General features: G+C 54.3%; 16 protein-coding genes. 6 read left to right on the forward strand and 10 right to left on the reverse strand.

Annotation, left to right across the window (positions count from 1 at the left end; translation table 11 throughout):
• Positions 1-62: 62 nt before the first annotated feature.
• Positions 63-1,040: a UDP-3-O-acyl-N-acetylglucosamine deacetylase gene (gene lpxC, locus RC85_RS06275; protein WP_235033116.1), complete on the reverse strand. Its 978-nt coding sequence runs from the start codon at positions 1,038-1,040 to the stop codon at positions 63-65.
• A gap of 73 nt (positions 1,041-1,113) precedes the next feature.
• On the opposite strand from lpxC, the gene RC85_RS28850 reads away from it, so the two are divergent.
• Positions 1,114-1,242, forward strand: a complete 129-nt coding sequence (locus RC85_RS28850; RefSeq protein ID WP_261340467.1) for a hypothetical protein — start codon at positions 1,114-1,116, stop codon at positions 1,240-1,242.
• Here RC85_RS28850 and RC85_RS06280 read toward each other — a convergent pair.
• Positions 1,239-1,865, reverse strand: coding sequence for an OmpH/Skp family outer membrane protein (locus tag RC85_RS06280; protein ID WP_235033117.1), 627 nt, complete (start codon positions 1,863-1,865; stop codon positions 1,239-1,241). The two genes, RC85_RS28850 and RC85_RS06280, sit on opposite strands and share 4 nt — an antisense overlap.
• Before the next feature lie 219 nt (positions 1,866-2,084).
• Complete coding sequence (locus tag RC85_RS06285) at positions 2,085-4,199, reverse strand: M28 family peptidase (protein ID WP_160148035.1); 2,115 nt, start codon at positions 4,197-4,199, stop codon at positions 2,085-2,087.
• Between the two features lie 300 nt (positions 4,200-4,499).
• Between RC85_RS06285 and pap the strand changes: the two genes are divergently transcribed.
• Complete coding sequence (gene pap / locus RC85_RS06290; RefSeq protein WP_068260022.1) at positions 4,500-6,038, forward strand: polyphosphate:AMP phosphotransferase; 1,539 nt, start codon at positions 4,500-4,502, stop codon at positions 6,036-6,038.
• A gap of 90 nt (positions 6,039-6,128) precedes the next feature.
• Here pap and RC85_RS06295 read toward each other — a convergent pair whose 3' ends face one another.
• Both RC85_RS06295 and RC85_RS06300 read right to left on the reverse strand, forming a co-directional pair.
• Positions 6,129-7,307, reverse strand: a complete 1,179-nt coding sequence (locus tag RC85_RS06295; RefSeq protein WP_068260023.1) for a DNA polymerase IV — start codon at positions 7,305-7,307, stop codon at positions 6,129-6,131.
• Between the two features lie 51 nt (positions 7,308-7,358).
• Positions 7,359-8,033, reverse strand: a complete 675-nt coding sequence (locus tag RC85_RS06300) for an HAD family hydrolase (RefSeq protein WP_068260026.1) — start codon at positions 8,031-8,033, stop codon at positions 7,359-7,361.
• 422 nt (positions 8,034-8,455) lie between these two features.
• Between RC85_RS06300 and RC85_RS06305 the strand changes: the two genes are divergently transcribed.
• Positions 8,456-10,459, forward strand: coding sequence for an ABC transporter ATP-binding protein (locus RC85_RS06305; protein ID WP_068260028.1), 2,004 nt, complete (start codon positions 8,456-8,458; stop codon positions 10,457-10,459).
• A 122-nt stretch (positions 10,460-10,581) separates the two neighbouring features.
• On the opposite strand, the gene RC85_RS06310 is transcribed toward RC85_RS06305, so the two are convergent.
• Positions 10,582-12,105: a hypothetical protein gene (locus RC85_RS06310; RefSeq protein ID WP_068260031.1), complete on the reverse strand. Its 1,524-nt coding sequence runs from the start codon at positions 12,103-12,105 to the stop codon at positions 10,582-10,584.
• Positions 12,106-12,698: 593 nt separating this feature from the next.
• Positions 12,699-14,222 (reverse strand): trigger factor, encoded by a 1,524-nt coding sequence (gene tig, locus RC85_RS06315; protein WP_068260033.1) that lies wholly within the window; start codon positions 14,220-14,222, stop codon positions 12,699-12,701.
• A gap of 305 nt (positions 14,223-14,527) precedes the next feature.
• Here tig and RC85_RS06320 point away from each other — a divergent pair, with 305 nt between their 5' ends.
• Positions 14,528-15,802, forward strand: a complete 1,275-nt coding sequence (locus RC85_RS06320; RefSeq protein ID WP_068260036.1) for a hypothetical protein — start codon at positions 14,528-14,530, stop codon at positions 15,800-15,802.
• Between the two features lie 269 nt (positions 15,803-16,071).
• Complete coding sequence (locus tag RC85_RS06325; RefSeq protein WP_068260039.1) at positions 16,072-17,082, forward strand: L-threonylcarbamoyladenylate synthase; 1,011 nt, start codon at positions 16,072-16,074, stop codon at positions 17,080-17,082.
• A gap of 7 nt (positions 17,083-17,089) precedes the next feature.
• Here RC85_RS06325 and RC85_RS06330 read toward each other — a convergent pair whose 3' ends face one another.
• Positions 17,090-17,293: a hypothetical protein gene (locus tag RC85_RS06330; protein WP_068260044.1), complete on the reverse strand. Its 204-nt coding sequence runs from the start codon at positions 17,291-17,293 to the stop codon at positions 17,090-17,092.
• 196 nt (positions 17,294-17,489) lie between these two features.
• On the opposite strand from RC85_RS06330, the gene RC85_RS06335 reads away from it, so the two are divergent.
• Positions 17,490-18,671, forward strand: coding sequence for an aminotransferase class V-fold PLP-dependent enzyme (locus RC85_RS06335; RefSeq protein WP_068260047.1), 1,182 nt, complete (start codon positions 17,490-17,492; stop codon positions 18,669-18,671).
• Between the two features lie 92 nt (positions 18,672-18,763).
• Here the strand turns inward: RC85_RS06335 and RC85_RS06340 are convergent, their stop codons facing one another.
• Entirely contained in the window at positions 18,764-21,283 is a 2,520-nt protein-coding gene (locus RC85_RS06340; protein ID WP_068260048.1) for a dockerin type I domain-containing protein, read from the reverse strand.
• A 102-nt stretch (positions 21,284-21,385) separates the two neighbouring features.
• Positions 21,386-21,626, reverse strand: a 241-nt coding sequence (locus RC85_RS28385; RefSeq protein ID WP_238383097.1) for a hypothetical protein, incomplete at its 5' end; no start/stop codon positions are given.

The following is a 21,626-nucleotide window of genomic DNA, read 5'->3' on the forward strand; positions in this document are numbered from 1 at the left end:
GACAGTGGCATTTGGTCGATGCCGTGTCATATCAAATCGTCTGGACCTAGGCCTATGCCAGCCTAGGCGGTTCGGCGAAAACTTTGCAACTTTGTTGTTCGGGATTGTGTTTGTTGCGTCTGGGCTAGGTCAAATAGTGCGTTTGCCATCGCGCCATTTAGGATGTGCCCGCCACGGTACGAAGTGAAACGTCCGACAATCTCAACACCGGCGAGCGCCAAGTCACCGATCAGGTCTAACGTTTTGTGTCGAGCACATTCGTTGCTGAATCGGTATTCGTTATCGATCGGTCCGCTATCACCAATCACCAACAATTCTGTGTTGCTAACATGCCCCGCCAATCCGGATGCACGGATTTTGCAAGCCTGTGATTCGGTGACAAAGGTCCGCGCTGATGCGACTTCGCGAATGAATCGATCGGGGGTGAGTTCGATCGAAAAACTTTGTGCTTTGATCGGCGTGTCGTCGTCAAAGCCTAGCTGATACTCAAAGAATAGTTCGCCTTTGTTCGACGGGACCACTTCGATCCAACCGGTTGGCGAGCCAACGCGTAGCCGGTCACGGATGACCAACGCTTTCTTGGGTGATGCTTGAATGATCAGACCCGCGTGCGAAAGCGCCTCGGCAAATGCTAGGCAACTGCCATCGAGTGCGGGCATTTCTTCGCCGTCAATTTCGACGATGCAATTGTCGATTTCCAAAGCTGAAATCGCTGCCATCAAATGCTCAACCATCTGAAACTTTGCTGAACCGCTCACCAAGTTGGTTCGCAGGGAAGCATCGATCCGGTGGGTGACCGAAGCGTTGCAGCGGGGATGGTTTTGTGATTTGTCCGACGAGTTTTCGGGCATCAAGTCGGTGCGGACAAGCGTGACGCCGGTTCCGCGAGCCGCTGGATGAATCTGGACACAGACTTCCTGTCCGGTCCAATAACCTCGTCCGCGAACTTCGCATGACGAGGCAATCGTATGCTCGTTGCGAAGGCGCTGGCCAGAATGATCCTGGCGTTGCCTTGTATGTTCGTGACGAATGCGTGGCACGCCGCTGCCTCCCTGGCACTAGGTTTCCACTTTCGTTGTGCTTTCACAACAACGGGGCTGATCGAGATCAGCCGTGATCGACCACATCCGTGTGATCGATCTCTTCTTCTTTTCAATTTCTTCCATTCCCAAAGGCACGCTTGGCGAACGATCACGCAAACGGCCTCATTTTCGATTGCTGCTTTACGAAAAAGCGGCTTAGCGATTGGCTGCTGGTCGGCTTGCGACGTCAGTATTGAATTTATCCAAGTACTGCATCACACCCTTGGTCATGTCGAGCGAATCGTCGTGATAGACGATGTTCTTCATGACGCCGCGGATGACCGATTCGCCCTTTTCCAGGTCCATGTCTTCGCTGTTGTAACGAAGCACCAAGTTGACCTTGTAATGCTGCGCCAAGAACTTGACGCCTTCGGCGATACGCTGATAGTTCTCAAAGTAAATTTGAGCTTCCGCATCGGCGAGTTCTTTACGCTTGCGAGCCATGTCGAGACGAAGCTTTGATTCAAGGCTTGCGACTTGCTCTTCTTGAGCGGCATACTGTGGCGTGCCGACCTTGAAAGTCTTCAACTGTTCAGCCGAAGTCTTCAGTTCATCTCGCTTGCCCTTCAATGTCGTTTCGTAAGCCTTCAAGTCGCTTTCGACTTTCGACACTTGCGACTTGATGCCAGCGTGATTCTTGAAAATGTATGCCACGTCCACGACCGCAACTCGGTGTCCTGCCGAATCTTGAGCCGATGCACGGGCAGGTGTCATGACCGAACCGGTCAGAGCACAGGTCAACATCAGGGCTGTTACAACAGCCGATTGTCCAATCTTTCGCACGTCCGCTACTCCTTGCGTGTGTGGTGCGTCTATTCGTTGATGACCCGCAGGCCGATGACGATCCGTGCCACCTGCCCTACTGCTTGCCATCAGGTTCTTGATCCGTCGGGATTGTGTCACCACGCTGCCCGGGAAACAAGACGAATATGGTCCCAATAAGACCGGTCGCAAAGTTTTTTTTGTTAACGCTTCTTCTTCAGTTCTTCTTCCGGTTCTTATTCAGTCTCGTTCTGCCAGATTCACGGGAATTACAATGACATTACCATCGCGGAGGACCCGTATTTCTAGCTTTTCGCCTGGTCTTTTGCCTCTTAGCGATGACAAAACGTCCCCAGATCGCTGGACACGGTCCTTTCCGATCTGGACCAATTGGTCACCTTCGCGAATCCCCGCGTTGATCGCTGGCCCGCCCGGTTTTAACGCCGAAACAAACACCATCGGGGTTCCCCATTCGTTTTCAGTATCCGAAAGGGAAACACCCAAAACCGCTGTTTTTTGCCAGCGCATCTTGAACTTCTTTTCCGTTTCGACATACCTGGGCCGATCAGGGCTGATCGCGATCAAGCGACATGACTCAGTAACGATATCGGTTATCCGGGTCAGTCCACCAAAATCGATTTTGCCGAAATCATCAGATGGCCGATGATAATCGTTATGCAGCCCCGTAAAGTAGAACAGTACCGGAACCCCCACCTCATAAAACGATTGATGATCGCTCGGGCCGTATCCGGTCGGCACTTTGAACAGACTAAAAGCCCCGCCGTTGTCGGCTAAGCTTGCGTTGGCACGTTCCACAATATCGTCCATCGTATTGGCCGAACCAGTTCCGTAGACCGTCAATTCGTTGTCACGCAACCGACCGACCATGTCCAAGTTGATCATCGCAACGGTGTTTTCCAGCGGAAATCTTGGATTGCGAACGTAGAACTTACTGCCAAGCAGTCCACGTTCTTCGCCCGTAAATGCAATGAACATCACTCGCCGGTGATCGGTCACGTCAGCCAACTTGGTTTTGATATTGGCCGCCGCCGCCAACATCGCAGCGGTTCCCGAAGCGTTATCGTCGGCTCCGTTATGAATCGCGATCGTGCCCGGCGCAAGCGAACCAACGCCGCCCATGCCAACATGATCGTAATGAGCCCCAACGATCACGGTTTCGTCAGCCAAGTTTCCGCGACCTTCCAAAACGCCGATCACATTGTTGCTGACGCGGCTGGACGGTTCAATCGAAACACTGACGCTGGCCGTAACACCATCCAGAATCTGACTTTGCGGTGTGAAGGTCGAATCAATGTCAGATTCAAACTCAACGAGCGTTCGAGCTTGCGTGTTGTTGGCGGTTTGCTGCAGCAGATCGCTGATCAGCGTCCGTGAGACTGAAATCGCTGGAATGTTTTTGCCCTTTGCAGGACTGCCCGCGGTCGAGATTTCCATCACGCCGCTTTGTGCCGCCGACCGTTTGATTTCCATTCCTCCAACGATCGAATCAATCGTCGCGATTTTGTCCAGCAACGCCGCTCGAGTATTAATCGCCTCGGTGGGCAGCGTTTGCAATTGATCGTTCAAACGTTTCTTTCGCGACAGCTCGCCATCGATGCGGGTCTGAATCTGCTGAACTTCCCGCCGAGTGCTTTCGGCATCGCTGACAAAAATGACCGCCACCGCGCCGCGTTTCATCGCTTGCTGCATTTTGGTTGCGAAAAATGCGTGCCGAGTGTGTTTGACGCCATTAAAACGTCCATCGGGATCAGACGCCTGCGGTTCTTTTCGCAACACGATCACCACATGCCCGCTAACATCGATCCCGGCATAGTCGTCGTATTGAAATTCTGGCGCGGTGATCCCGTAGCCAACGAAGGCCAACGGTGCTTGGACATCACCAGTCGCCGAGCCAACCGTCATCGGCATCATGTCGCGATCCAAATCAGCGGCGATGATGTTGCTTTTCTGCTGATCGAGTTCAGCATTGGACGCATCATTGGATGCGAATTCAAACTTCACATAATTCTGCGAAGCCTCACCGGCCTGGACGGCAATCGGAATCGACACCGGTTGGAACGCTGTACCGTCGATCATGGTGGTGTCCAAACCCACACCACTCATCCGGCCAGAAATATAGTCGGCGGCGACATCGATCGTGTCATCGGCCACACTTCGGCCACGCAGTTCTTCGCTGGCCAAATACTGAATGTCGGATCGAAGTGATACTTCGGCGTTCGGAATAAATTGTTCAGACTCACGCTGGATTGACCCCGAATTGATGGGGATCTCGCCGCGGGCAACGCCGACTTCAACAACCAACGCAATACAAAAGATCGATGCAAGCTTTATCATGCCCGGCATTCTAGATCGATTGCCAAGCTTTGAGCAGGGCAGTCTTGGCAACTACAGTGTTTGGGGCGCAGGCACGCTAATCGGTACACGGTTTTGTAGGCCGTAGCGAGCTTCCAGAAGGTGACGGCATTGGTCGTATTGCCGTAACTCGCTGAGGCTCGCTACGGCCTACTTTAGGGACTTCAGCCGATTAGCTTGCCTGCGCCGCAGTGTCTAACGGCTGATTTTCCAACCACTTCTGTGCATCGAGGGTGCGTCTATAGTGGTGGACTGCCAAACGTCGCACCCACGAGACATTCAATGAAACTGGCCGACTTTGTTCACTCGAACAAACTAAAGAAACGTGAATTTAACGCCCGACTGCCTGCCTTGCGAGCGGAATTGTTGGAGGCTCAGAACTCGCTTCGCAAAGCTGATTTCCCTGTCATCCTGCTGTTCGCCGGCGTCGATGGAGCGGGGAAAAGCGAAGTGGTTAATCTGCTAAACGAGTGGATGGACCCGCGGTGGTTGATCAACCGTGCCTATGGCCGGCCGACGGATTCGGATTCAGAAACCCAGCGTCCGGCGTTTCGTAAGTACTGGCACGACGTCCCGCCTCGCGGACGCATCGGACTGTTTTTGAGCGCATGGTATTCAAAGGTGCTGCTTGGCAGTGTGGCACAGCGGGTTCAGCCTGACGACTTTCAAAATCATGTTCAAGAAATCAGACGCTTCGAGAGAATGCATGCGAATGACGGCGCTTTGATCCTGAAGTTCTGGATGCACCTGGACAAACGACATCAGCGAAAACAACTCGAACGGCTCGAAGCGAATCCGGCGACGTCTTGGCGGGTCACGCATTCGGACTGGGCGCATTGGGCGATGTACAATCGTTTCGTCCAAGCCGGCGACCAAATCATCGAAGCAACCGACACCAAACTGGCACCCTGGCGAGTCATCGACGGTGCCGACCACCGTTACCGTTCGATCACAATCGCCGAACATCTTCTCGAAGCAATCAAAAATCGATTGGCCGAATCGAAGACTAAGTCCAAACCGCAGACAACTTCGCCGCAAACATCAACAACCAAATCGCCGGTTCCGGCAAAGCCTGCACCAGCAAAGAAAGAGTTCAAACCCAGCCACGTCAACTGGTTGTCCGGCGTTGACCTGAAACAGACGTTGGCGAAGAAAGATTATCGACTTCGGCTGGCTCAGTCCCAAGGTGAACTCAATCGATTGTTTCGCCAAGCCAAACAGCAACGCGTTTCCAGCATGCTTGCGTTCGAGGGTTGGGACGCCGCTGGCAAAGGCGGATCGATTCGCCGCATCCTGCAAGCACTCGATCCGCGTAATTATCAAGTCGTCCCGACCGCTGCGCCGACTGCCGAAGAACTCGCCCATCATTACCTCTGGCGATTCTGGCGACACTTGCCCACCGGCGGCGACATCACGATTTTTGACCGATCTTGGTACGGGCGTGTGCTGGTCGAACGAGTCGAGGGGTTTGCCAGACCGGACGAATGGCAACGTGCTTACAAAGAGATCAACGAATTTGAACAGCAGCTTGTCGAAAGCGGCATCATGGTTTGCAAGTATTGGTTGCACATCACGAAAGACGAACAGTTGCGAAGATTCGAGGAACGCCAAACGACGCCTCACAAACGATGGAAGTTGACGGACGAAGATTGGCGGAACCGCGAAAAATGGGACGAGTACGAATCAGCGGTCAATGACATGATTCAATTGACCAATACTCCGCAAGCGCCCTGGGTGATCGTGCCCGCAAACGACAAGTACACCGCACGAATTCACGTTCTGGACGCCGTGTGCGATCAGTTAAGAAATTTCTTGATGTAGGCCGTAGCGAGCCTAAAGCGAGTTACGGCATTTTGCGGTATTGCCGTAACTCGCTTTAGGCTCGCTACGGCCTACTATTAATCACGAAAGTTACTTTGTTTTTCGGTTGATCCAATCGTGGCTTGTTGCTCGGTACACCGCTTTTTCACCGATCGCGTCTCGCAAACCATCGACGACCTTGTCCACGTCTCGCTGGTTTGATTCATTTTCAGCCATATCGAACAACGACATTTGCGTCGGTGCATCTCGGTCGGTTAGCGAGCCCAACGAAACACCGATCAATCGCACGGGACGAGGTTGCTGCTGTCTCATTTTTTCCAGCAACTCGATTGCCGCTCGAAAAATTTCATCCGTCGAATCGGTGGTACGCGGCAACGTGACGCTGCGGGCGAACGTGCGGAAGTCATCACGGCGATACTTGATCGAAACGCACCTGCAATGACGGCCGCCTGACCGCAACCGACCCGCGACCGCCTCGGTCAGGTAGCTGACAACGGCTCGGATCATTTCTGGATCGGTTAGGTCTTCGTGGAAAGTTCTTTCGTGACCAATCTGTTTCGCCGTTCGATCAGGAATCACCGCCCGAGCATCGATCCCATTGGATAGCTTCCAAAGATGTTCGCCCCAACTTCCAAAGGATTGATGGAGCTCTTCGCACGAACGGGCCCGTAAATCTGCAATTTTGAAAATCCCCTTGCGATGCAGCTTGTCTTTCCCGACTCGCCCAACGCCCCACAACTTCGTGACCGGCAACGGATCCAAAAACGCTTGCACGCCAGCAGAGGAGACCTCAACAAATCCATCGGGCTTTTGCAGATCACTGGCAATTTTGGCAACAAATTTCAGCGGTGCGATGCCGACTGATGCGGTCAGGTCCAGTTCGTCGCGGATCGCTGATTTGATGGCTCGCCCGATTTTTTCAGCAGTACCAAACAGCCGCAGCGTTCCTGAAACATCCAGGAACGCTTCGTCCAACGACAAAGGTTGCACCAGCGGCGTGTAGCGACAAAAAATCTCGCGGACTTGCCGTCCGACGGCCGCGTAGTGATCGATGCGGCCGCGAACAAAAACGGCGTCGGGACACAGTTCGGCCGCGCGTCGTCCAGGCATGGCACTGTGGATTCCAAACCGTCGGGCTTCGTAACTGGCCGCGGCAACGACACCACGTGCCGACGATCCGCCGACAACGACTGGCAAACCACGAAGCTCCGGCCGATCGCGTTGCTCAATCGCCGCGTAAAACGCGTCCATGTCAATGTGCAGGATCATTTGATTTGCGTTGAACTGTAATGATTTACGCCGATGATTTACGCCGATGATTTACGCAGTCAACAAATCGACCATCGCTTCGGTATCGGACAGATCATCGACGACGGCGTGCGGACGATGCTTTGACAACGATTGCTGATCCTCGCTGCCGGTCGCGACGGCAACCACTTTGGCACCGATGGCGTGTCCGCACAAAACATCAGCCGATGTGTCGCCAATGACCACTAGATCGTCGGTCGCACCGTCACCATAGATTTGGACCAGGTCGGATGCGGCGCGGCGGGCCAGGTCATCGCGATGGGCATCGTGATCGCCGCCGAACACATTCAAAAAATGGGACGCCAAGCCAAAATGATTCAGTTTCACGTTCGCGGTGCTGATCAGGTTGCCGGTCATCACGCAACATCGAACGTGCGTTCGCTGAGCCATCTTTGCCAGCAAAGGAGTGACGCCGGGCAGCAAATACCCGCCAAAATCGGCCAGGACTCGCGGCAGTTGATCCACGTAGCGTTTTTCCAGCCTAAGTTGATTTTCCGGGGTCGTCGGCAGCGAGTTCTTTTCGAGCAATTCGACCAGGATTGACCGGTCGGTTCGTCCAGAAAAGTCCAGATCGACGCGGCTGTCGGTTAAGCCGAATTCTTCCTCGATCGCCTGTTTCAATGCACCGCTGCCGCTGTTGTTGGTAAGAAGCAGCGTGCCGTCGATGTCAAAAAGCAGAGTTCTCATGCCAGAATCGTAGCAATACGGCTACTGGGATCGGAAGGGTATGTACACCAAGGACGCTTCCGTAGGCCGTAGCGAGCCCCAGCGAGTTACGGCATTTGGCGTGCGTTGCCGTAACTCGCTGGGGCTCGCTACGGCCTACTTTGTTACGGCATTTGCGCATTGCCGTAACTCGCTGGGGCTCGCTACGGCCTACTTTTAGGAACCGGCTCGAAATGGCTTCCTGATTTCTCAACCCGAACGCGTGGGCGAGGGATTTGGGGAATCGAATCCTATGAAGTTGTTTTGGGACAATTCCTTCGGCGTTCAGCCGATTAGCGTGTCTGCCACCTAGCCCATCAATTCTTTCAAAATTGCGCTAGATCGCGGGCGGGGGTGTTCGGTACAAGCACGGTTACCGCACCCCAGGCAGACAACGAGACATTATGAAAAACTTTCGACGCGTATTGATCATCGCCGCTCAGCGACGGTTGGCACTGTTCGGTATTCTGCTGACCTCGTTGGTCGTTTCGCTTCTGTGGGCGGCAAATTTCGGGATTCTGTACCCGGTGGTGGAAGTCGTTTTCAACGAAGATCACGATTCGCTGGCCGACTATGCGCACGCCAAAATCACCGAAGCGGACGAGAAAACCGTCGCGTTGGATTTGCAAATCGGCGAACTGAAACAGCAAATATCAGTCGCGGACGAATCCAAGAAAGCATCCCTACAATTCTCACTGGACGCAAAGCAGCAAGAACAACAACTGATCGCGAAATCAGTTTCGTTTCTGACAAAAGCGCAACCCTACATCGAAAAATACACACCCGGTGGAGCCTACGACACACTGTTGCTGATCATCGGGTTCCTGGTGGTGGCGACGGCGGTGAAGTTGGTGGCACTGGGCAGCAATTTGATGTTGGTCCAATACGTGACCGAGCGGACGTCGTTGGATCTTCGCAATTTGTTCTTCCGAAAAGCCCTTCACTTGGACTTGGAACTGTTCGGCGAAAACGGCTCGGCCGATCTGACCAGTCGCCTTACCAACGATGTCGGAAACGTTTGCGGCGGCGTCAATGTCTTGATGGGGCGTCTGATTCGCGAACCGCTAAAGATGATCACTTGCTTGGTCGGTGCCGCTTACATTTGTCCGCGTTTGTTGTTGTTGGTGATGGTGGTCACGCCAATCGTCGGGCTGATCATGCACCATATCAGTCGAGCGATTCGACGTGCGTCGCGGCGAATGATGGAAGAAATGAGTCAGGTCTATGGACTGCTGAACAATTCATTCGCTGGGATTCGTGTCGTCAAGGCTTTTAATACTCAAGGCATCGAACGAGCCAAGTTCAAGCAAGGAACCCAGGCATACTTTCGCCGATCGATGAAAATGGGGCTGTACAACATGCTGGCTCGCAGCACCAGCGAAATGCTGGGCATCATCACGGTCAGCATGGCCATTTTGGCTGGCGGATACTTGGCGATGAACGGCGACACGCATCTGTTCGGACTCCGCATGTCTGACCAGCCACTTGGTGCAGCCGAAGTGCTGACGTTTTTTGCGTTGCTTATCGGTGCATCGGATCCAGCGAAAAAACTGACGGATGTTTGGAGCGGATTGCAGCGTGGGATTGCGGCGTCGGACCGAGTGTTTGCGATCATTGATCGAAAGAGTCGCGTTATCGAACCAGAAACTTCGTCGTTCCTCGCTCGTCCTCATTCACGAATCACGTTCCAGGACGTTGCCTACACGTACCCGTCCGGGCCGCGAGTTTTGCAAGGCATTGATTTGTCGATCCGTCATGGTGAAACGGTCGCGGTCGTCGGCCCCAACGGTTGCGGCAAGAGTACGTTGATTAGCTTGCTATGCCGATTTGATGATCCCGAATCGGGAAAAATTCTATTGGACGACGTTTCGGTTGACCAATTGCGAGCACGTGAACTCAGAAAGCGGATCGCACTGGTGACTCAGCGAACCGTGTTGTTCGACGACACGATCGAAGAAAACATTCGTTACGGAACGCCAGGTGCCGATGATCACGCGGTGGTTCGAGCCGCCAAGTTGGCGTTCGCGGACGAATTCATTCGTCACAAGACACCGGACGGATACAAAACGATGTTGGGCGGTAAGGGCATGCGATTGTCGGGTGGACAGATGCAACGAATCGCTCTCGCACGCGCCTTCCTGCGTGATCCCGACATCTTGATTCTCGACGAAGCGACCAGTCAAATCGACTTGGAAAGCGAACAGTTAATTCATCAGGCACTCGCAAAGTTCCTGGTCGATCGCACCGGCATCATGATCACTCACCGACCTACTAGCCTGGCGATGGCCGATCGAATTGTGGTCGTCGAAGGCGGCCAAGTCGTTGACGAAGGCGTCCACGCCAAGCTGATCAACCGAAACCGTTTCTACCAGAGTCTCTGTGGCTCAGATTTTAAAAGAGCAGCGTGAGAGTTAGGAATAAGGTGTTAGGAATTAGGTTTTAGGCGTTAGGTGTTAGGTGTTAGGAACGCATCACTCAGCTTTCCTAACACCTAACGCCTAAAACCTAACGCCTAACGCCTACTTCAACCTCACTGTTCCAATTCCATTGTGGCCAGCCATTCGGCGGTGGCGTCGGCGTAGAGTTGCAGGAATTGTTGGCATTGTTGGCCGGTAAGCTCGTTTCGGTTCCAGTTTGCTGAAATGCAGATTTGTCCCCAATTGATGCAGATGCCCAAGGTGATGTTGGTGTGCTGACGGGCCGGTGGTGCGATAAGAATGTTGTCTAGGAAGCTGTCGCCAACTTTGCGGCGTCCGTCCTGTTCAGGGAAATGGCTCTTCATTCCGCGAGCGATATCGCCGGTGTAGGTCAGCACGCTGGTGGACATGTTGCGGCTGAATCGGATCGCACGAGCAAGTGATTTTGGTTTGCCGGCCAAAGCAGCAAGGCCTTCCAGGAAGTCCATGTAGACGCGAGTGTCTTTGATGTCTTGCGTTTCAGCTTGAACGCTGGCCAATAACGATTGCCAGTCATCGCATTGCTTGTGCGTTCGGCCCAGAAACGAAAAGCTTAACCGGTTGGTCGCAGGCGTTTGCAGATCGGTTCGGCCACGCAAATCGACTGGCATCAACAATCGAATGCGGCTGTTTGGTTTGGTGATTCCTTGCGCACGATTCCAATGCTGACACACGCGAAACAGAATCGTCAGCATCAAATCGTTGACGCTGATTTCGTTTTGCCGGCAACAATCCAGCAACCGCTTTGACATGGGTTCGTCAAAGATGAAATGACGCAGCGGTTGGTCGTCACTGTCTTTGTCGGTGTGCTTGCTGTTATCCGTCGCCTTATCCGTCGCCTTATCTGCGACGAGTGGTTGGGGGCGTTGGAAGTGAAAGTAGTACGCGTTGGCGAGCTTCTGTAATCCGGTAAGCGATTTCTTTAGCGGCTTGGATTGGATTTCTGAAAAGTCGGCGCGATCTAACAAGCGAGTCGGATCGAGTTGGTCGCGTTTACGTTTTTTGATTTGGCGTGGTGTTTCATCGGATTCAGCTTCGCCGGTTGCGTGATCGACGGCATCAGTTGTTTTTGCATAGCTTCCCAGCGTGTCAATCAGCACTCGACGAAGTCCAACGCCGTCGCATGCGGCGTGGTGAAGTTGAATGATCAACCGTGATCGACCTGTTTCGTCATTTTCGCTGTACCAGTATCGGCAACCTGGTTCGCGATACAGATCAATGGGACGCGGGTTGGGTTGATCGCTATCGATCAGATCAGATTTCAACAGGATCGGGTCGGTCGCGGGATCACGTAGCTCGGGTACAAAGTTTGGATCGTATTGCCAATGCAGATGGCCATCAATCTCGATCAACGTGGACGCGAGCAGTGGATGGTGGTGGACGGTTTGGTGAAGCGCATTGGCCAACGCGTTGACTTGCAACGGTCCGGCGAAGTGCAGTTCGATGAAGCTGGTCATCGGGCATTCGGGCCGGTCGTCCAGCACTAAGTACTTTTCAATCGGAGCCAGCGGCAACGGGAACAGACCTTCCGAATCGCGAGTCGGAGATTCTGCACGCTGCTGTTTCGCGGCGACCGATAGTGATGGAGACTGACTCATGACGCAGGAACTTGGTGTGCAGGCAAAGCTAATAGGAACGCTGTAGAAGTGTTCAGTCCGTTGTCCACCGCGTTAGAACGCGTATCCAGCCTAATTTGCCACCGTGTAAACTCAAGATTTGGTCAGAGTTTGTGACGGTTGAGTGTCCCAAAGGTGCCGATTGTGCGTGTTTTGATGCCGAAGGAGTGTATAACAACAACAACAACAACAACGTAGGCCGTAGCGAGCCTCAGCGAGTTACGGCATTGGCGCGTTGCCGTAACTCGCTGAGGCTCGCTACGGCCTACTTTGTTACGGCATTGGCGTATTGCCGTAACTCGCTGAGGCTCGCTACGGCCTACTTTGTTACGGCATTGGCGTATTGCCGTAACTCGCTGAGGCTCGCTACGGCCTACTTTGTTACGGCATTGGCGCGTTGCCGTAACTCGCTGGGGCTCGCTACGGCCTACTTTGTTCGGCATTGGCGTATTGCCGTAACTCGCTGGGGCTCGCTACGGCCTACTTTGTTACGGCAGGGAATTTTGGGCAATAAAAAAACGCGACTCGATTGAGCCGCGTTTTGTGAAATTTGAATTTTGGGTCTGACGAGGATCTTACTCTTCGTCAACTTTGCCGGAGTCGTCTTTCTTCTTGTCCTGGGTTTCCATCGGCGAATCGTCTGCGTACTTGGCTTCTGGAATCGATGCGTCGTTCTTGGTTGCCAAGGCGTTGTGGTAGACGGCGAACTCGGTTGGGTCTTCGCCCTCTTTTTTGTCCACCTTCTCTTCGGTCACTTTCGCCTTCTCGACGATCAACTCGATCACCTTGCGTTCGACGATCTGGTTTCGCAGTGCATCCATCTGGCCCTGCTTTTCCAATCGAGCACGGACTCGGCGAGCCGGTGCGTCTTCTTGCTGAGCGATCAACTCGATTTCGTCTTCGTAATCAGACTCTTCTGCATCGATCTTTTGCTCTTCGGCAATTTGTTCCAACACGAAGTGTTCACGCAATGCCGCTTCGGTCGAAGCTTGGGCATTTTGGCGTGACGCGTTGACGAAACGTTTGACCATTTCGTCATCGAAACCGCTCCGCTTCAATTCCATGATTTGGCGTTGAAGTTCGCGGTTGGTTTGTTTGCGAACCAATGTTGCGGGCAATTCAAAATCAACATCAGCGGTCAGCAAATCGACGATCAGCTTGCGGACGGCTTGTTGAGTGCGGTAGTCGGCTTGGCGTGCGAGCGAATCGTTCACGAAGGATCGCAATTCACCTTCGTTCTCGAAATCGCCGAGTTCTTCCAGGAATTCGTCCGTCAATTCCGGCATCTCCAACTTCAGGACTTCGACGACGTGGAATTCGACGTCCAATTCCTTGCCACGCATTTCTTCGTTATCGACGCCTTCGGCAACCACAGCTTTGCCCTTACGGGTTTCGCCTTCTTTGACGCCGGCCATCAACTTGCCAAAGTCTTCGCAGTACGCGTCGCTGAAACTGAGTCGGTCTTCGATCGTGACCCGTTCCTCGTCCATTTCCGACAACTGCTTGCCGTCGAGCTTGAACTTGGCCGTGATCAGCAACTTGTCGCCGGCTTCAGCCGCTTCGTCGGTTGCTTCCAAAGTCGCGTAACGTGACAGAACTCGTTTAAGAGCTTCATCGACGTCGGCGTCGGAAATTTCCTCGACAGGCTTGGCAAGCTTGATGCCTTCCCATTTCGGAGTCTTGAATTCGGGACGTACTTCGATTTTGAATTGAAACTTGAAATCGGCGTCTTCGTCCAGCTTGATTGCTTCGTAGTCGAAGTCGGGTTCACCGATCGCCGAGAAGTCTTGCGATTCGGTCACTTGACCAAGGCTGTCCATCAACAGCGATCCTTTGACCTGTTCTTGGACGCGGTCCTTGAACTGCTTTTCAACCAGTTTGCGAGGAGCACGACCGGAACGGAAACCGGGCACTTGGGCTTCGGGGACCAGTTCGTCGTAAGCGTCCTTGAGGTACCGCTTGACGTCGGCGTTGGGGATCGTGACCAGCACGTCTCGCAGGCAAGCCGATGGGCTTTCAACTTTGACGTCTAGCGTCAGGGCTGGCTTTTCTTCGGTGACGGCCAAGTCGGCGGAAGGGGTCTCAGTGGAGGTAGACATCCGGCGAGGGACCTCAAATTCAGAAGGGGGGAGTAGTTGTTTTGTCGCGCGCGATTTTCGGGCGGGCAGTAGTGTAGCGAGCGACGATGGGTGCGGAAAAGGGGGACAGCAGCGGCTTTCCCCGGTTTGAACGTGAAATATGAGCGTTGTGGTGTCACGTGAGCCTCCCATTCGCCACATCTTTGCTTGCAAAACCGGGCAAGCGATCTCCGTTGACCCAAACGGGGCGATGCTGGTACTAGCAACGGCAGTCATGCGTGATTTTACGCAATTGGCACCGTATCGCCCCCTGTGAACCTGGCAACGTGAACCCGATCACGCCGCATTCCAGCTTTCGATTTTCGCCCGCAGCTTGGTCTATCACGTCCATGCTGTTTGTTGCTGCGATGATATCGACCGGCTGTAACAGTCGAGCTCATCAGGAAGTCTATCGGCAACGAATGGCCAGCGAGATTCGTGTGCTGGAAGATCAGCTCTATGATGCTGATTATCAAAACCGAGTGCTGCAGGACCGGCTTCAAAAGTACAACAACCAAGTCAAATCGTCTCGAATCCCAACGCCTGACGAAATCGGCACTTCGCCGCATTCGCACCATCATGCCCCCGTCCCATCAGACGACCTGATCGATCCCAACCCGATTGATTTCCATGGTGGAGTCCCCGTTCCGACGCCGGACCCGGACGTTGACAACTTTGAGATGGACGCGCCCCAACTTGAACCGCAACCCGATCCGCTCGACGAAGGGTTGGAAACCGAAGAAGCATTTGACCCTGATGATTTCAACCCTGGCATGTTTGATACCGGCGAAACCGTCGCACCCGAAGAAATAGCGATCCCGAAAGCAGATCCACAGTCCGGCAATTTGAAGCCTGATAATTTCAAGTCACAACTCCAGGACCCGAAGCCTCTGAAAGAACCTGGGCCGCTGAAAGATCCTGGTCAGATGGATTTTCCCGACACGTTGCCCAACACCAAATCACCATCGAGGCGTCCCGAGTTCGAGATCCTGCCGCCACCGGCCGGCATTTCGCCACCTGGCAAAGACGACACACAATTTGATCCGATCATCCCCGGCAACATCGGACCGCCCGCGGCTGGTTCAGGTGACGAGAAACCACCAGGACAAATCCTGTTGCCCGATTCGACTCAAAACCCAACCGCCGTCCCCGAAGACCTGCGGATTCATCAAGCACTATCCGTCGGACATCGCGACGGACAAAAACTCGACGGAGCGACGTTGGTCGTGACCGCGATGGATCGACTCGGTCGCTCATTGAACCTGAACGATTTCGAGGTCGATGCCGAATTGTCAGTCGTGGTATTGGATCCGGACCGCGACCCGGGCGACAATCGTTTGGGGCGTTGGGATTTTAGCCGCAAGGAAGTCGCCGCGATGATCGCCGCCGACAAGTCCGGCGGTTTCGAGATCCCGATTCGTTTTGAAGACCAAACACCCGCAACCGACAAAGTGATTGTGCATGTCCGGTTAAGAGGCGATGACCAGGAAATGCGAACGCAGGCAAACCTCGATCTACGCGAACGGACTGCGGCATCGGCCTGGACGCCGCGAGGCGAATAGCTTCCGCAGCACCGCCCAAACGCAAGCAACAATTCCGGCAACAATTCCGACACCTTTGCTGCTTTAGCTCGGCGGAAAAAGCTGAACACCTCGCACACCATTTTTTTGACAACAATTTTTTTGTCTAACTCTGTGCCACACGATCCACGTAGGAAAGTTAGACAAAAAGGTTATTGCGTAGGTACCTAGCGAATTACCCCCCGCCACCGATTAGCTTTCCGGCTGCTTGTTTCCACGACCGCTATCGAATCGGCTAAGTTATTGCGTTCATGGATTCATCCAAAATTGCCGAGCCGACGTCCGACAACCTAGCCAAAGCTGCTGGGTTTTTGCGGCATGGGGACTTGGTTGGCGTGCCTACCGAAACCGTTTACGGTTTAGCCGCCAACGCGACCGACGACGATGCGGTGGCAAAAATCTATGCCGCTAAGAAACGTCCGCCGACCAATCCGCTGATCGTTCACGCCGCATCAGCCGACGACGCCAGCGGTTGGTGCGAGCTTGGTTCAAGCGATTGGATTCGACCGCAGTTTGATATCGCGGCCGGTTTTTGGCCTGGGCCTTTGACCGTGATTGTTCCGCGATCAAAAAAGATTTCCAAAGTCGCGACCGCGGGCGGTGATACGGTCGGCATTCGTGTTCCCGATCATCCGGTCGCCTTGGCGTTGCTTAGGCAGTGCCGTTTTCCGCTCGCGGCACCCAGCGCGAACCCATCGAACTACATCAGCCCCACAACGGCGATGCATGTCGCCTTTGGGCTGGGCGATCAGGTTCGCATGATCATCGATGGCGGTCCGTGCCAATGCGGCATCGAATCAACGATCATCAAACTGGAACCGCAAGGACCGATTCTATTGCGAGCGGGCGGGGTGTCGGTCAACGAATTGGAAACAGCATTCGGGCATCCGATTCGATGCCTGACCCGATCGGCCGATTCCGGTACAAACCAAAACGAACCGATGCTGTCTCCGGGGCAATTCCCCAAACACTACTCGCCATCGAAGCCGCTTCTGATCGCGGGCACCGATCCGCTTCCGCCCGATTTAAGCCGACTCGGCCGACTCGTTTTTGCTCCCATCGGCGAAGACCAATCCGCAAAGTTTCAGCAGGTCTGGACGCTCAGCAAAGATGGCAACTTGAACGAAGTCGCACGAAACCTGTTCGCGATGCTTCGCGAAGCCGACCAGAGCGACGTGCGGGCGATCCTGATCGATGCGTGCGAACACACCGGAATCGGTCAAGCGATTATGGACCGAATCAATCGCGCCGCGTCGCCGTAGTTCCGCGTCACCGTAGTTCTTTGAACGTCTTGAAGCTCATAAAGATCATGATGCTGCCCAGGAAGATGTAGACAATGTCCATCATCAGACTGGCGGCACCAAAGGGGGCGAGAGCGACGTTGCCCATCATTCCAAAGACGAAGTCCGCCAGGAACGCGATGACGATGAAAGCCGAAGCCACAAGGCTAATCAAGCAAAGCGCCTTGGGCATCAATGTCCTCGTGTTTTGGAAAAGGGGCGAGTTTGAGCAGCCGTTTTTACGCGGCTATAGTGGAAGCGATCGGACCGGGGGCTGGACCAGTGCAGCAGTATAGTTGCAATTGCCGTCATTTCACACGCCCAGACGAACAAGCTAAATTAACACTTCTCTGAACGCCCAGTGTTCGTAACGATTAAACGGATTTCGCATGCAAGTCACGTCTGAACCATTGCCCACCACGATCGACCAGCCCTGGGATTGGTGGCGGGCCCAGATGCCGATTTCCGACCAATTTGCGTATTTTGACCACGCCGCAGTGGGGCCGCTCAGTTTGCCTGCGGCCCAATGGGTCAGCAAATTTGCCGGCCAGGCCAGCCAATTGGGCGACACCGTTTGGCCGTCCTGGAATCGCAATTTGAAGGCCTTGCGAGGATCCGCAGCCGAGTTGACCGGCGGCGACGAAAAAGAATTCTGCATCATTCCCAACACGACCACCGGAATCAACTTGGTCGCCGAGGGCTGGCCGTGGGTCGCTGGCGACAGCGTCGTGATCCCCGATGGCGAATTCCCCAGCAACCTCTTCCCCTGGTTGAATCAGCAATCCAAGGGCGTCGAAGTCCGCGTGGTTCCGCGCAGATCCGACCGCGAAGTCCAGGTCGATGACCTGATGGATCACGTCGATGAAACAACCAAAATCATCGCACTCAGTTGGGTCGGATACGCGACCGGATTCCGAGTCGATCTCGACGACTTGGTCCGCCGTGCCCATGACCGAGGCGTCGCGGTCTTCGTGGACGCAATCCAGGGCCTTGGCGTTTATCCGCTGGACCTGCAAAAAACGCCCATCGATTTTCTGGCCGCCGACGGTCACAAATGGCTGCTCGGCCCCGAAGGCGTCGGCGTCGCGATGATCCGCCGAAAACATTTCGACCGTTTGCGACCGTTGAACATCGGATGGGCCAGCGTCAAAGAATCGCACAATTACAGCAAACCAAAAATGGTGCTCAGCGACGACGCAACACGATTCGAGTCCGGGTCCGCCAACATGGTCGGCATCGGTGCGCTAGCCGCAAGCATGGATTTGTTTGTCCAGATCCAAAACGCTCACGGCCCCGAAGCAATCAGCGACCGAGTGCTATCGCTGGCGTCGATGCTGCGAGAAAAACTGATCGCCACCGGTGCAGTCACCGCGATCGATGCCAACCCAGAAAACCAAAGCGGCATCGTCAACTTTCAAGTGCCCGGAATCGAGCCCGCCGAATTTCGCGAAGAAGCGTTAAACGAAAACGTCGTGGTCAGTTGCCGAGGAACCGGAGTACGAGCCGCCATCCACGCCTACAACAACGAAGAAGACATCGACCGTTTGATCGCGGTTGTACGGTCGGTGTGAGCATTTTTGGCATAAGTGTCGCCTTTCGCTCTGCGAAAGTAGCGAATCCGCTGCTTTCGCGGAGCGAAAGGCGACTATCAAACAACGCAACTTCAAAACATCGACGCGATTGCATCATCGTTCGCGACGAAATTCGACTCATCATCACCGTCATCCGATTGCGGAACCACAAGCATCCGTTCGCTCGGTGGTGGTTCGGGTTCTCTTTGAGTGCCAGCATTCCTGGCGATGAAATTGATCGTTTGCAGAGCGTCCAGTGCAGTGACTTGATAGTCACCGTTGACGTCCCAGAACTGACCGTCGGGCGTTTCGGTCGCTGGATCAAGTTGTCCTGACAAGCGGCGGGCGACGACGTTGATCACGATCAGTGCATCTAGTACCGAGACTCCGTCAACACCATCGACATCAAAACGATTGTCCGGGTTTTGAAAAAGCGGCGGCTCGTCGTCAACCAAATTCAATGACACCACCGCATTCGGATATCCGGTCGCAAGGACCAGGACTTCTTCCTCGGTCGTCAATTCAGCCATGTCGTCATTGGGCGGATTCAGTGCCACATCCAGCGTTCGCTGGCCCGCTGGAATTTCGACGCTGGCGGGCAACCCAAGCCGTCCGCGGTTTCGACGCAAAAGCACTTCTAGCGCTTCGTCAGTGTCGGTGTTGCTGCGCGTCAAAGTAAGCGTGACTTCGCCCGATGATCCTTCGACAACCGTCGTTGCAGAAAAGGCTGCTGAAATGGTTTCGGCATCACCAACGGTAATCTCAGCGGTGGCGGATTCGACTCCTGTTCCCGATGCGGTCACGGTCGAAATTTGATTCCCATCGAACAAGTCATCATCAATCGCATTGACCGGAACGACGACCGAAGTCGCGTTAGCAGGAATCGTGGCCGTCGCTGGCACGGTTACTTCGGTGGAATCGCTGCTGACCAAATTCACCCGGCGCGGTTGATCCGAAGCGGGACCGGACACGGATACTGTTAGCGTGGTCGCATTGTTGCCGGCATTTTCGGTGATGGTCGCGTCGGCAAAAGCCAGCGACAATTCTGGAATCGGATTGACGGTGATGCGAAACGTTTCAGTATCCCGACCGCCATCGTCATCGGTCACCGTGACACGCACCGTTTTGTTGCCTGGCGAATCGTATCGATGCGAACCATTGAACGATGCGTTGGTGGTCCTTGGACTCGCGTTGCCATGCCGGTCGATCGTCGCAGTACCGCTGTCCGATTCTCCGTCACCCCAATCGATCGTGTAGGAAAAAGTTTCTGTTGTGGAAGGATCGACGTTCTGGTTGCGGAACCCTGGGTCGGTGATCGATCCGATGTTGGTGATGGAAAACGATTGGCCCTCCGTAACGGTGCGATCTTCGACGACGCTTAACGTGGGTGCAACATTGGTGACGGTGGTGTTCCCAAGTTCGTACTCAACGACACCACCCCGGCTGCCTTTCAGGATGATCTTGGTCGGATAACTTCCATCATCGGGGTAGCGATGCGAAGCGGTCACGGTGGCGTCCATGTTCACCACGTCAAACCCGATGTCATCCATGGCAGCAAAATCGAGTGGCGAAAAACTGGCGCGACGCGACCCGTCAATGGTTCCGGGCATGATCGTCGGAACGATTTCATCGACGTTGTCGGCCCAGTGCGCGAACCCTTCGCCCGCGTGGCTTTCCAGTGGAACATTTCCGCTGCCAGGAAAAATCGCCTTGGCCGCTGCACCACGAAACCCGTTGGCGGAACTGAGTCGTGCCCATGAATTGGACAGGCCAAACCCAAACACGTGAGCCAATTCGTGGGTGGCGATGGTGATGAAATCTGATTGCCCAGGTCCAATGCCATCAGGGTCGATGCCAAAGTACCAATCGCGGGAACTGCGTTGGTCAAAAGCAATCGACCCAACCGCGACGGCGTAATCGGTTGCGGTGGTTGCCGTGCCTAATGCTCCGGCTTGGCCTCGTCCGACAACTGAGTTTCGGAAGGCACTAATTTCCGCTTGAATTCGCGCCCGTTCGGCAGGCGTTCGAAACGTAAAACTCGATGGCAAATCGAACGCACCAGGACCTCCAACGCCAGCCGTATTTCCAGTGAAATTTCTGGAACCCGGATAGATCACAATCTCGTTCGCGGCGATCGACGGGTTGCTGGGCAGAACGACTTCGTTGCCAGTCACCGGGTCAAGCACCTTGGGAATGACCGTCACGTATTGGTTAGTTCCGATCGCAGTAAACTGGTCACTAAATCGACTGACAAACGATTCGGCAGCGAATTCAAGTGCCGCCCTTGCACCGGGCCGATTGAAAAACCGGTTATCGTCGAGGCTGTAATTGAATCGGACGTTCAGGTTTCCGGTCGCCGAACCGCCGGTTGTCGTCGCATTGGTCAGGCTTCCGTCGCCCCACTGAACCTGCGACGAAACGTTGCCCACCAATCCAGCCGCACTCAAGACTTCGCTGATCTCAAACACAGCGTTCTCAGCGACCATCAACCGCCGTGTTTCAAGCGATTGAATCGACAAACGTCGGCTGCGATGTGCTGTGCGATGTCGGCTGGGTTTGGGTCTGCGAATACGCCAAGCTCGTTGATCACGAGCCGTGTTGTGACTTGGCATCGGTGCCCCTGCTGCGTTTTTTGACGAGAAGAGCACCCCGTGCTCTCGGTAGCCTAAGTTTACGCTTGCGGGTCGGATTAGCGAAAGGCTTAAAATCCATTGCTAGTATCGCGTGATGGTTTCGTGCAGGTTCAATACCACCCGACAAACCTGACCCAACGCTGCTGTTTCGATCGCTTTCCTGGAACCTAAATCGTTTAACCGCGTGGGCATCGCCTGGGCCGCTAAATCTTTGGTATTGACATGGTTTTCTTTGGGGGACAGATTTGTTCCCGGTTTCGGCTTGATGAACGATCGTATTTTGATGGAGTAACGCGATGACCAAGAAGCTTGATGAGTACCT

The organism is Rubripirellula obstinata (assembly GCF_001642955.1).
GTDB classification, from domain to species: domain Bacteria; phylum Planctomycetota; class Planctomycetia; order Pirellulales; family Pirellulaceae; genus Rubripirellula; species Rubripirellula obstinata.

Coding starts and splice junctions, on each gene's coding strand:
- RC85_RS06285 (WP_160148035.1), bottom strand. CDS start 4,199: ATGATAAAGCTTGCATCGATCTTTTGTATTGCGTTGGTTGTTGAAGTC.
- pap (WP_068260022.1), top strand. CDS start 4,500: ATGAAACTGGCCGACTTTGTTCACTCGAACAAACTAAAGAAACGTGAA.
- RC85_RS06295 (WP_068260023.1), bottom strand. CDS start 7,307: ATGATCCTGCACATTGACATGGACGCGTTTTACGCGGCGATTGAGCAA.
- RC85_RS06300 (WP_068260026.1), bottom strand. CDS start 8,033: ATGAGAACTCTGCTTTTTGACATCGACGGCACGCTGCTTCTTACCAAC.
- RC85_RS06305 (WP_068260028.1), top strand. CDS start 8,456: ATGAAAAACTTTCGACGCGTATTGATCATCGCCGCTCAGCGACGGTTG.
- RC85_RS06310 (WP_068260031.1), bottom strand. CDS start 12,105: ATGAGTCAGTCTCCATCACTATCGGTCGCCGCGAAACAGCAGCGTGCA.
- tig (WP_068260033.1), bottom strand. CDS start 14,222: ATGTCTACCTCCACTGAGACCCCTTCCGCCGACTTGGCCGTCACCGAA.
- RC85_RS06325 (WP_068260039.1), top strand. CDS start 16,072: ATGGATTCATCCAAAATTGCCGAGCCGACGTCCGACAACCTAGCCAAA.
- RC85_RS06330 (WP_068260044.1), bottom strand. CDS start 17,293: ATGCCCAAGGCGCTTTGCTTGATTAGCCTTGTGGCTTCGGCTTTCATC.
- RC85_RS06335 (WP_068260047.1), top strand. CDS start 17,490: ATGCAAGTCACGTCTGAACCATTGCCCACCACGATCGACCAGCCCTGG.
- RC85_RS06340 (WP_068260048.1), bottom strand. CDS start 21,283: ATGCCAAGTCACAACACGGCTCGTGATCAACGAGCTTGGCGTATTCGC.